The sequence below is a fragment of the Nonomuraea sp. NPDC048881 genome, from assembly GCF_040649795.1.
In the GTDB taxonomy this organism is placed as follows: Bacteria; Actinomycetota; Actinomycetes; order Streptosporangiales; family Streptosporangiaceae; genus Nonomuraea.
Window position 1 is genome coordinate 164,862 of record NZ_JBEZGC010000020.1, and the last position, 9,411, is coordinate 174,272.

At 71.6% G+C, this 9,411-nt stretch carries 10 protein-coding genes; 5 read left to right on the forward strand and 5 right to left on the reverse strand.

The genetic code is table 11. The features are described from left to right. Positions 1–201: 201 nt before the first annotated feature. The 4 genes from AB0C33_RS42985 to AB0C33_RS43000 all read right to left on the reverse strand — a co-directional run bounded on the left by AB0C33_RS42985 (position 202) and on the right by AB0C33_RS43000 (position 3,984). Positions 202–1,455, reverse strand: coding sequence for a trypsin-like peptidase domain-containing protein (locus tag AB0C33_RS42985; protein ID WP_358298944.1), 1,254 nt, complete (start codon positions 1,453–1,455; stop codon positions 202–204). Positions 1,456–1,652: 197 nt separating this feature from the next. Continuing rightward, positions 1,653–2,846, reverse strand: a complete 1,194-nt coding sequence (locus AB0C33_RS42990; RefSeq protein WP_358298946.1) for a hypothetical protein — start codon at positions 2,844–2,846, stop codon at positions 1,653–1,655. Positions 2,847–2,980: 134 nt separating this feature from the next. Further along, a complete protein-coding gene (locus AB0C33_RS42995; protein WP_358298948.1) occupies positions 2,981–3,700 on the reverse strand; it encodes a DivIVA domain-containing protein in 720 nt (239 codons plus the stop codon). A gap of 137 nt (positions 3,701–3,837) precedes the next feature. Continuing rightward, a complete protein-coding gene (locus tag AB0C33_RS43000; RefSeq protein WP_358298950.1) occupies positions 3,838–3,984 on the reverse strand; it encodes a hypothetical protein in 147 nt (48 codons plus the stop codon). A gap of 303 nt (positions 3,985–4,287) precedes the next feature. Here AB0C33_RS43000 and AB0C33_RS43005 point away from each other — a divergent pair, with 303 nt between their 5' ends. The 5 genes from AB0C33_RS43005 to AB0C33_RS43025 all read left to right on the forward strand — a co-directional run bounded on the left by AB0C33_RS43005 (position 4,288) and on the right by AB0C33_RS43025 (position 8,075). Continuing rightward, complete coding sequence (locus AB0C33_RS43005) at positions 4,288–5,403, forward strand: cation diffusion facilitator family transporter (protein WP_358298952.1); 1,116 nt, start codon at positions 4,288–4,290, stop codon at positions 5,401–5,403. A 576-nt stretch (positions 5,404–5,979) separates the two neighbouring features. After that, the gene (locus tag AB0C33_RS43010; RefSeq protein WP_358298954.1) at positions 5,980–6,636 is read left to right on the forward strand and encodes a hypothetical protein; all 657 of its coding nucleotides are present in this window, start codon (positions 5,980–5,982) and stop codon (positions 6,634–6,636) included. Then, positions 6,609–7,220, forward strand: a complete 612-nt coding sequence (locus tag AB0C33_RS43015; protein ID WP_358298956.1) for a DUF3105 domain-containing protein — start codon at positions 6,609–6,611, stop codon at positions 7,218–7,220. Before AB0C33_RS43010 ends, AB0C33_RS43015 begins: the two co-directional genes overlap by 28 nt. Then, on the forward strand, positions 7,217–7,891 hold the full coding sequence (locus AB0C33_RS43020; RefSeq protein ID WP_358298958.1) for a DUF305 domain-containing protein: 675 nt from the start codon (positions 7,217–7,219) through the stop codon (positions 7,889–7,891). Before AB0C33_RS43015 ends, AB0C33_RS43020 begins: the two co-directional genes overlap by 4 nt. Before the next feature lie 61 nt (positions 7,892–7,952). Beyond that, the gene (locus tag AB0C33_RS43025) at positions 7,953–8,075 is read left to right on the forward strand and encodes a hypothetical protein (protein WP_358298960.1); all 123 of its coding nucleotides are present in this window, start codon (positions 7,953–7,955) and stop codon (positions 8,073–8,075) included. A gap of 320 nt (positions 8,076–8,395) precedes the next feature. On the opposite strand, the gene AB0C33_RS43030 is transcribed toward AB0C33_RS43025, so the two are convergent. Continuing rightward, positions 8,396–9,295: a cation diffusion facilitator family transporter gene (locus AB0C33_RS43030; protein ID WP_358298962.1), complete on the reverse strand. Its 900-nt coding sequence runs from the start codon at positions 9,293–9,295 to the stop codon at positions 8,396–8,398. Positions 9,296–9,411 lie beyond the last annotated feature (116 nt).

The window sequence follows — 9,411 nt, forward strand, 5'->3', positions numbered from 1 at the left end:
TCGGTGACGAGAAATTCGGAGCCCTGGCGAACGCGCAGGCTGTCGTGAGCGCTCCTGCGGAGGACTGCCATGATGATTCGCCTTTCCTGCCTTCAGGGAGAGGCTCCGGAGTGTGCCGAGAACGCTGTCAGGCGCCGAATCACTGGCCAGAGCCCAACCCTGGGGAGGCGTGACCGTTGAATGGCCAGCGTGGATGTCGGGTCAGGTCTTCTCCTGGAGGGTGACGTTGACCTCGTGCGCCTGGCCGTCCCTCAGATAAGTGATCTTGACCTGTTGGCCCGGCTTGGCGCCTCTGACCTGTCCGACGACGGTCTCGCCCGCGTCGACCGGCGTGTTGCCGATCTTCGTGATCAGGTCGCCCTGCTTCAGTCCGGCCTTCTCCGCCGGGCTTCCCGCTATGACCTGGCTGATCAGGGCGCCGGGCACATCGCCGGTCGCGTCGGTGACGCTCACCCCGAGGACCGCGTGGCGGACCTTGCCGGTGGCGATGAGCTGGTCGGAGACCTGCTTGGCGGTGTTGACCGGGATGGCGAAGCCCACACCGCCGCCGGCGGCGTTCGAGGCGATGGCGGTGTTGATGCCGACCAGTTCCCCAGCGGCGTTGACGAGCGCGCCGCCGGAGTTGCCCGGGTTGATCGAGGCGTCGGTCTGGATGGCGCCGCCGATCGTCGTGCCGGCGCTCTGCCGGCTCTGCTCCTGCCCCCAGCCGGGAGGGAGCTGCTGCCGCTGGTCAGGGCCGGTGGTGAGGGTACGGTCAAGCGCGCTGACGATCCCCGCCGTCACGGATCCGTCCAGGCCGAGGGGGCTGCCGATGGCCAGTACGGCTTCACCCACCTTGAGTGCGTCGCTGTCGCCGAGCGTCGCCTTGGTCAGCCCGGACACGTCCGCGGCCTTGATGACGGCCAGGTCGGTGGCTGGATCGGTGCCGACGATGCTCGCCTTGGCCGTCTTGCCGTCGCTGAACTTCACGCTCATCTGCCCGCCGCCCTGGCTCGCACCCTCGACCACGTGGTTGTTGGTGAGGATGAGGCCGTCCGCCGACAGCACGACGCCCGAGCCCTCGCCGCTCTGCCCCTGGATCATCACGACGGTCGGCTGAACCTTGGCCGCGACGTCTGCCACGGTGAGCGACCCGGAGGCCGGCTTGAGGGCGGGGCTGGGCACGTGGCTGGTGGTGGCGACGGGTGCGGGCCGGAAGGAGTTCACCGCGACGGCGCCGACCACCCCGCCGACGATCGCCATCGCTGCCAGTGCGAGCCCGGCCACCGCCTTCTGGCCGGCGGTGAAACGGGCCTTCAAGGTCGGCGCCGGCGGAGGCGGGGGCGGCGGCTGCTCCGTGACGATCGGGTCACGGCGGGGGAAGCCTCCGGCGGTCGGTGGCGTGGTGCCGAACTGGCTCCACCCGCCGTTTCCCTGCGCTCCAGGGTCCTGCTCGTGAGGCTCGTGCGCGTTCATCTGTCATCTCCCTCAAGTTCTGCTGCCTCACGGTGCCAACTCCGGCGTAAGACCCGGCTAAGCCCTTGATCCCGGAACCGGGCCCGCTCCTCATGACGGCCTTATCGATCCAGGTCGGGACGGGGGGTGAGTCGCCGATATCGCTTTCTACATGTCGTCGAACCTGACCGGCCGGACCGGTGGGCCGAGGCGTCGTCTCAGGGGCGCGGGGTGGGGAGCGCGTCGCTGAGTGAGGTGAGCAGGAGGTGGCGCTGCAGCAGGGTGAGGTCACCGACACTGGTGCCGGGATCGATCTTGGCCTGGCGCAGGGTCCGCGTGATCTGGTCGGGGGTGTGCTCGGGCAGGGCGCGCAGGAGGGCGGTGGCGTCGGCGGTGATGGTGGTGGCGTCCCTGCGCGCCAGGAGTTGTTCGAGGGTGAGCCGCCTGGCGGTGACGGCGGCGCGTAGCTGGGCCTCGGACGTCTGCCGAGGCAACGGATCGAGGGGCGGTGCGGCTTCGGCCGTTCGAGGGTTCGGCGCGGTGGCGAGGCCCCGGGCGGCGGCGACCGGCGCGGAGGATGCCGGCGGACCGTCGGCGAGCAGGGTCTGGGTGGTGACCAGCAGGCCGCCGATGGCGGCCACGGCGGTGGCGGCGAGGACGAGGTGGCGGCGGGTGAGGCGGCGGCTGTCGCGGGCGATGGTGAGTCCGATGAGACCGGTACGCAGCAGTACGCCGGTCACCATGCCGAGCAGCACCGGCACGCTCTGGGCGGGCAGCGGCGCCACCGTCGCCAGGACGACGCCGGCCGCGGGAGCCAGACAGGACAGGGTGAGCCAGGGGACGGCCGGTCTGCGCGCCAGGTCGAGCATGGCGGTCAGGGCCAGCCCTTCACTGGCCGAGTGGATCACCAGGGCGGCCACCACGACGGCGGACGCGGCCAAGGCCAGGGTCGCCCCCTCGATCATGCGGTGCAGCGACAGGGCGGCCGCGGTGCCCACACCGCCGTAGACGGCGGCGCTGACCGCCTGCTGGACCCGGCGGTGCAGGCCGGGCGCGTGCCGCCCGCCGCCGGCCTCGTCACCGTGACTGTGCCCGCAGCCCTTACGGGTGAAGAAGGTGATGACCAGGAAGCCGAACGCGCCGGCCACACCCACGACCCACAGCGGCACGCCGGTGGCGTCGGCTTCGTGCCAGGCGTCGGGCAGCAGGTCGACCAGGGCGGTGATGAGCATCAGCGCCGAGGCGATGGCCAGCCAGACGCTGATCGTGGCGTTCCTGCGGCGGGCCAGGGAGGCGCCGACCAGCGTGGACAGTGCCACCAGCACGACGGCGGCCCAGGTCGTCCAGGCGGTCAGGGCAGTATCGGGGGCGGAGGCTTCCACGTTCAGGGCGGACAGGGTGTGCAGGGGCACTGATGGCGGCGTCGATCCCCCGAGCGGCACGAGCATGACACGGCCTTTCCGGCGAGGGTGCGGGGTTGGTGGGCGGTCGTCGCGTCGGGACACCGCGACGACGGACGGCACGAGCCGACGAGCCAGGCCGTCCGTCAGTGACCGGCGGCCGGGTCGCGGGTGAAGGGGGGCGAATGTACGGTGATCGGCCGCTGCGAGGCCGCGTCGTGGGCGCCGTGGGCGGGCGTGGGGCCGTGGGCGTCCAGGTCGGCCAGGGCGGCGCGCAGGTGGCCGAGTTGGGTGTGCAGGTTGTGCTGCAGGTTCCGGCCCTGGTCGGTGATGGCGCGTTCGAGCCGGTCGAGCTGTTCGTCAAGGGCCTGGTGGGCGGCCCGGGTCAGCGCGTCGGCGGCCGACGCGGCCTCGCGCCGCAGTCGTTCGGCGTCGGTACGGGCGTCGGCGAGGATCTGATGGGCTTCCTGCTGGGCGGATTCAAGGGTTTCCTGGGCGCTGCGGTGTGCCGCCGCGAGCACGCCGGCGTCGGTGGGCATGCTCACGGGAGGGGCGGCGCCGAGGCGTTCGCGAAGCTGGGTGTTGTCCTGCCAGAGCAGGCTGAGCGTGGTCTCCACCTGGGAGAGGAAGGCGTCCACCTCGGCCAGGTCGTAGCCGGAGCGCAGGCGGACGACCGTGAAGACCTGATGGTGCACCGCGGAGGCGGTCAGCAGGGCGAGCCGGCCGGGCGTCCCCGCCTGGAGCGGCGGTGCGGTGGCGCCGTCGAGGGCGGCGTGGCTGTGGGGGAGGGGGAGGCCACGGGCGTGGTCATGGTCGCGGTCATGGTCGTGGTCTTCGTGCTCGGCGTGCATGAGGAACTGGTCCAACCTTTCACCGTCGTCTCGATGTCGTGACTCGGCGGGGCGCGGGGCGCTCCGGCGTCGCTCCATGGGCGAGCCGGAGCGGGATCGGCCGCGCGGGCGAGGCGACGGCCCGACCGCCGAGGGGCGGGCCGCCGTGGCGGCTAGGACGCGGTCGTGCCGTGGTCGTCGTGGCAGTGACCGGCGTCGCAGCCCTGGTCCTGCACGGTCGTCGCGGTGTGATCGTCGGCGCAGTCGTTCTCAGTGCCGGGGAGGCAGGGAGCCGTGGGGTGGTCGTGGGGGTCGGTCATCGGTGTTCCTTTCACTCGGTGGGTGCGTGTGGCTGCACCGGTGCAAGGGAACCTGTAGAGCGCGACCAGGTCGTGGGAGTCCTGACCGGCGAACTTCACGTTGTGTAGTTGACGGATTACCGAAAGTTTAAACATCTGATCAGATGTTCATGAGTAAAGCTCGATCTCCACCAAGGTCCTTGACCTCTGGGGCTACAGCATCCAGCATCTGTACATATGAACATCCAGTCAGATGTTACGGGCTGCGAGCCCCGCTGCATCTGGCCATCGCCCACGTCGCCCACCCTCCGAGGAGCTCCAGGCATGTCTGAGCAGCAGGGTCACGACCACCGTCACGACGACGGCCCCCGCGGACACGGTCATGGACACGGACACGGGCACGGGGTGAGCGCGGACGCCGACCGGCGTCACCTGCGCGGCGCGCTCGCGCTGATCGCCGGCTTCATGGCCGTCGAGGTGGTGATCGGCGTGATCGCGGGTTCGCTGGCCTTGATCTCCGACGCCGGGCACATGCTCACCGACGCCATGGCGATCGTGCTGGCGCTGGTCGCGATGCGGATCGCGGCCCGGCCGCCGCGCGGCGGCTTCACCTATGGCCTCAAGCGCGCCGAGATCGTCTCCGCCCAGGTCAACGGCATCACCCTGCTGCTGCTCGCGGCGTACTTCACCTTCGAGGGCGTGCGCCGCCTGGTCGAGCCGCCCGCGGTCGAGGGCCTGTACGTGGTGGCGACCGGGCTGGCCGGCATCGTCGTGAACGTGGCCGCCGCCTGGCTGCTGTCGAAGGCCAACCGTTCGAGCCTCAACGTCGAGGGCGCCTTCCAGCACATACTCAACGACCTGTACGCCTTCATCGGCACCACCATCGCCGGCCTGGTCGTCTGGCTGACCGGCTGGAACCGTGCCGACGCCATCGCCGCCCTCGTGGTCGCCGCCCTGATGCTGAAGGCCGGCTGGGGCCTGGTCCGCGACGCCGGACGGGTGTTCATGGAGGCCGCTCCCGCCCGGCTGGACCCGGCCGAGGTGGGCCGCCAGATCGCCGCGATCGACACCGTGGTCGAGGTGCATGACCTGCACATCTGGGAGGTCACCTCCGGCTATCCCGCGCTGTCGGCGCACGTGCTGGTCGTTCCGGGCGCCGACTGCCACGCGGCCCGCCTGGCCGTCGAACGGCTGCTGCGCGAACGCCACGACATCGGGCACACCACGCTGCAGGTCGACCACGTCACGCCCGGCGGCCACGCCTTCGACGAGAACGGCGCCCCGCGACGCCTGACACCGCACTGTCCGGACCCGCACGGCCCCACCCATCACTCACCACGGCCCGACGACGCCGCGGTCGCGGCGACCGCCTCCGCCGCTGCCGACCACACGGCCGCGAACTGGGCCGTCACCTGCCACGACGGCGACCACGTCACATGATCTGAAGGCACGGACTCAGCCCCGCGTGGCCCGCGGCCGAGTCGCCTCGGAAGAGCCCGCCGGCAAGGCGTCCGCCCGGCGTGACACCGTGCCGGTTCGCCCTCTCGTCAGGAGGACCTGGTGAATCCCCCGTTCGTGCGCCCGCTCGCGCTCGCCGTGGCCCTCGTCGCGGCCGTCCCGCCCACCACCTCCGTCCCGGGATGACCCGATGACTCCTCGGCCGCCCCCGCCGACCCGTCGCGAGGCGCTGCGTACGGGCACGATCGCCGCGCTGGCCGCCGCGATGGATCTCGCGCTCGCCGGACCGCCTGCCGCCGTGGCGTCCCCCTCGACGGCCGACTCGCGAAGCCTCGCCTCGACCGGCCGGATCCTGCTGCGCGGCGGACGCCTGCTGCACGGCACCGTGCTGCAGTCCTTCGCCTTCGACGAACGCGACAGGCACCTGTACGCCCTCCAGCTCATGAAGGCGGCGTCCGCCTGGACGGAGAACGCCTTGCCCGCACCCAGGCCGACCGCGCCCGGCGCGGCGACCTGTGCCTCAACCGCCTGTCCCTGGACGGCACCCTCACCGGAGCGATGTACCTGCTGGGTTTCGGGCACGGCGGCGCCCTGGGCGTGCAACGGACCGCGGGCCGCGACCCCGTGCTGTGGACCGAGTGGGACGCCGGCCCCGCCTCCGGCTACGGCCGCGGCATCTGCCGTTTCCCCTTCATCGACGGCGCCGTCCTGACCTCGGGCAGCCGGTGCCTGACCACCTGGCGGCCGCTGCCCGGCTCGACGAGCAACGCCCCGGCCCTCGATCCCGACTCCGGCCTGTTGCTGCTGCGCTACAAGATGGCCGGCGAGCCGCGCCTCCGGCTCGTGGACCTGCGTTGCACGGCCCCCGGCGGCCTGCGCCCGCTCGCCGACCTGCCGCAGCCCGGCGCCGCCCTCGGGCTGCCGTTCCAGGGCATGGCGCTGCACGCCGACCACGCCTACCAACTGCTCGGCAGCGCTTACGGCCCAGACAACCCCGTCTCCTCGCCGGGGAACATCCGCCTCTACCGCATCCACCTGCCCAGCGGAAAGGTGGAGCAGCAGATCCTGGACCGCACGGCCCGCGCGCCCCCCCGGATGAGTGAGACGGAATCCGCTTACGGGATCCATATTCTACGTGCTGTAGAAGTTCTACGAACTGTAGAAGCACGTGGGTTCGGAGGTAGCGGATGGGCAAGAACGCCGAGGGCACGCTGAAGGAGCGGCTCTCCGCGCTGCAGGCCGAGCAGCGGCGCGCGGAGCGCCGGCGACGGGTCGTCATGATCAGCGCCACGATGATCACGGCCGCCGGGATGGCCGCGACGGCCACGGCGTTCGTCCTGGACGACCGGGCCGGACGGTCGCTGGACGCGGTCCAGACGACCAACGTGAGCAGCCGCAACCACACCGACAAGGTCGTCAGCTACCCGCAGGCCCCGCCGGTCGGCGGCGACCACGCGCCGGAGTGGCAGAACTGCGGCATCTACAGCAAGCCCCTGCGCAACGAGAACGTCGTCCACAGCCAGGAGCACGGAGCCGTCTGGATCGCCTTCCAGCCGGGGCTGCCGAAGGACCAACTGGACATCCTCTACCAGCAGGCCCAGGGACGCGACTTCGTCGTCCTGTCGCCGTACACGGGGTTGTCCGCGCCGGTCGTGCTCAGCGCCTGGGGCAAGCAGCTCAAGCTGGACAGCGCCGACGACCCACGGCTGACGGCGTTCCTGCGCGCCAACATCAACGGCCCCGGGACGCCCGAGCCGGGCGCGTCCTGCAGCGGCGGGATCGGGGAGCCGTCGGCATGAGGCTCCCGGCGTTCCCGCGGCGGCGCGGGGTCCTGGTGGCGGTGGCCGCCGTGCTGACGCTCGCGCTGTCCGGCCTCGGCCTCCGCCTCTGGTACGCGGGCCCGCCCGGGGACGCGTCGCTGGAGGCCGGCTTCGCCCGTGACATGCAGGCCCACCACGCGCAGGCCGTCCAGATGGCACTGATCATCCGCGACCGCACCACCGACCGCGAGGTCAGGACGCTCGCCTACGACATCGCGACCACCCAGCAGCAGCAGATCGGGCAGATGTACGCCTGGCTGGACCTGTGGGGCCTGCCCCAGGCGTCGCTGGAACCCCGCATGGCCTGGATGCGTCAGGGCCACCAGAACATGCCCGGCATAGGACCGCAGTCCGCCCAGATGCCCGGCATGGGACCGCAGTCCGCCCAGATGCCCGGCATGGCCACCCGCGACCAGCTCAAGCAGCTGGAACAGGCGAGCGGCAAGGAGGCGGAGACCCTCTTCCTGCGCCTGATGATCCCGCATCACCAGGGCGGCGTGCAGATGGCTCAGGCAGCGCAGGGGAGCGGCCAGCCGCAGGTGAGGCGCATGGCGAGGTCGATACTCGCCGCCCAGAAGGCGGAGATCGAGCTGATGCGCGACATGCTCGCCGCCCGCGGCGCGGCCGGAACGTCGCCCCAGACCGGCTGACGCATGCCGACGAACCTGACCCGGCCCCCGGACGGACGAGGACGTCCGATCCGGGCCCCTCGTGACCGTCCCTCAGCAGGCGTCGCGGGCCAAGAGGCGCGATCCCTTCCTCGACAACGTCAAGTTCCTGGTGGTCGCGCTCATGCCGAGCCCCGCACCGCTCTGGACCAAGAGCGGAGCCTGACGATCATCGATCTGGCCTGGCTCAACTGGCACCTGCCGGCGCTGCCGTTCCGGCGGCTCTTCGGGCTCATGTCGTTCTTCGTCATCGGGCTCGTGACGCGTCCGGAGCACTTCGACCTGCTCGGCAGGCGCTGGGTCAGGCCGGTCGCCGTCGCGTCCTGGCGGCCGTGGCGCTCTACGTCGCTCCGCGGGCCAAGCTGAGCCCGTTCTCCTGCAAGGCCAGTCACCAGGCGTTCGACCTGTCCTGGCAGGCCGGGTTGGGCGGTGGGTGCTCGAACCCCGCCTGACCCTGCTCTACCGGACGGCCGGCCAGGTAGCCGGCTACCAGCCGACCTCGTCGCAGCCGGTGTGGCCGTCCGGCTCCACCTGCAGGGTCGCGTGCGCGACGCCATGACGGGTGCGCAACAGGTCACGGGCCTGATCGAGGACGGAGTGATTGTCGCTCTGGTCGCCCGTGACGAGGTGGGCGGTGGCGACGTTCATGCCGGAGGTCAGCGTCCACAGGTGCAGGTCGTGCACGTCGCGCACGCCCTCGATGGCCGCCAGGTCGGCCGCCACGACGGAGGCGTCCATGCCCTCGGGCACGTGCTGGCCGAGCACCGCGAACACCTGCCGGCCGAGCGAGATCGCACGCACGGCGACGAACACGCCGATGGCCAGCGCGATGACCGTGTCCCAGAACACCTGACCGGTCGCCGTGATCAGCCACCCCGCCGCGATGACGCCGACCGAGCCCGCCGTGTCGGCCACCACCTCCAGGTACGCGCCCTTGACGTTGAGGCTCTCACTGGCGCCGGACCGCAGCAGGAACAGGGCGATCAGGTTGACCACCAGCCCGAGCGCGCCCACCACGAGCATCGGCCCTGAGGACACCTCGGCCGGGCCGCCGATCCTGCCGATGGCCTCGGCGACCACATAGACGGCGACGCCCAGCATGAGGACCACGGCCAGCAGCGACGCGAACACCTCGGCCCGGTAGGAGCCGTAGCTGCGCCGGCCGGTGGTGTCGGGGCGAGCGGCGATCCTGGTGGCGACCAGCGCCGCGCCGAGCGTGACGACGTCGGCGGCCATGTGCCCGGCGTCCGACATCAGGGCCAGCGACCCGGAGATCAGCCCGTAGGCCAGCTCGACCAGGAAGAATCCACCGATCAGGACGAACGAGACCGCCAGCCGCCAGCGGTGCCGGGCCCCGGCGTGCCCGTGCCCGTGACCCACGCCCATCAGCGCTCGCCCTCCCGCTCCGGGTGGATGGCCTCGGTGTGCTCGGTGTGGGCCAGCGCCAGGTCCAGCAGCATCCGTACGTGCGGATCCTCCAGCCGGTAGTACGCCATCCGGCC

Coding starts and splice junctions, on each gene's coding strand:
- AB0C33_RS42985 (WP_358298944.1), bottom strand. CDS start 1,455: ATGAACGCGCACGAGCCTCACGAGCAGGACCCTGGAGCGCAGGGAAAC.
- AB0C33_RS43000 (WP_358298950.1), bottom strand. CDS start 3,984: ATGACCGACCCCCACGACCACCCCACGGCTCCCTGCCTCCCCGGCACT.
- AB0C33_RS43005 (WP_358298952.1), top strand. CDS start 4,288: ATGTCTGAGCAGCAGGGTCACGACCACCGTCACGACGACGGCCCCCGC.
- AB0C33_RS43010 (WP_358298954.1), top strand. CDS start 5,980: ATGTACCTGCTGGGTTTCGGGCACGGCGGCGCCCTGGGCGTGCAACGG.
- AB0C33_RS43015 (WP_358298956.1), top strand. CDS start 6,609: ATGGGCAAGAACGCCGAGGGCACGCTGAAGGAGCGGCTCTCCGCGCTG.
- AB0C33_RS43020 (WP_358298958.1), top strand. CDS start 7,217: ATGAGGCTCCCGGCGTTCCCGCGGCGGCGCGGGGTCCTGGTGGCGGTG.
- AB0C33_RS43030 (WP_358298962.1), bottom strand. CDS start 9,295: ATGGGCGTGGGTCACGGGCACGGGCACGCCGGGGCCCGGCACCGCTGG.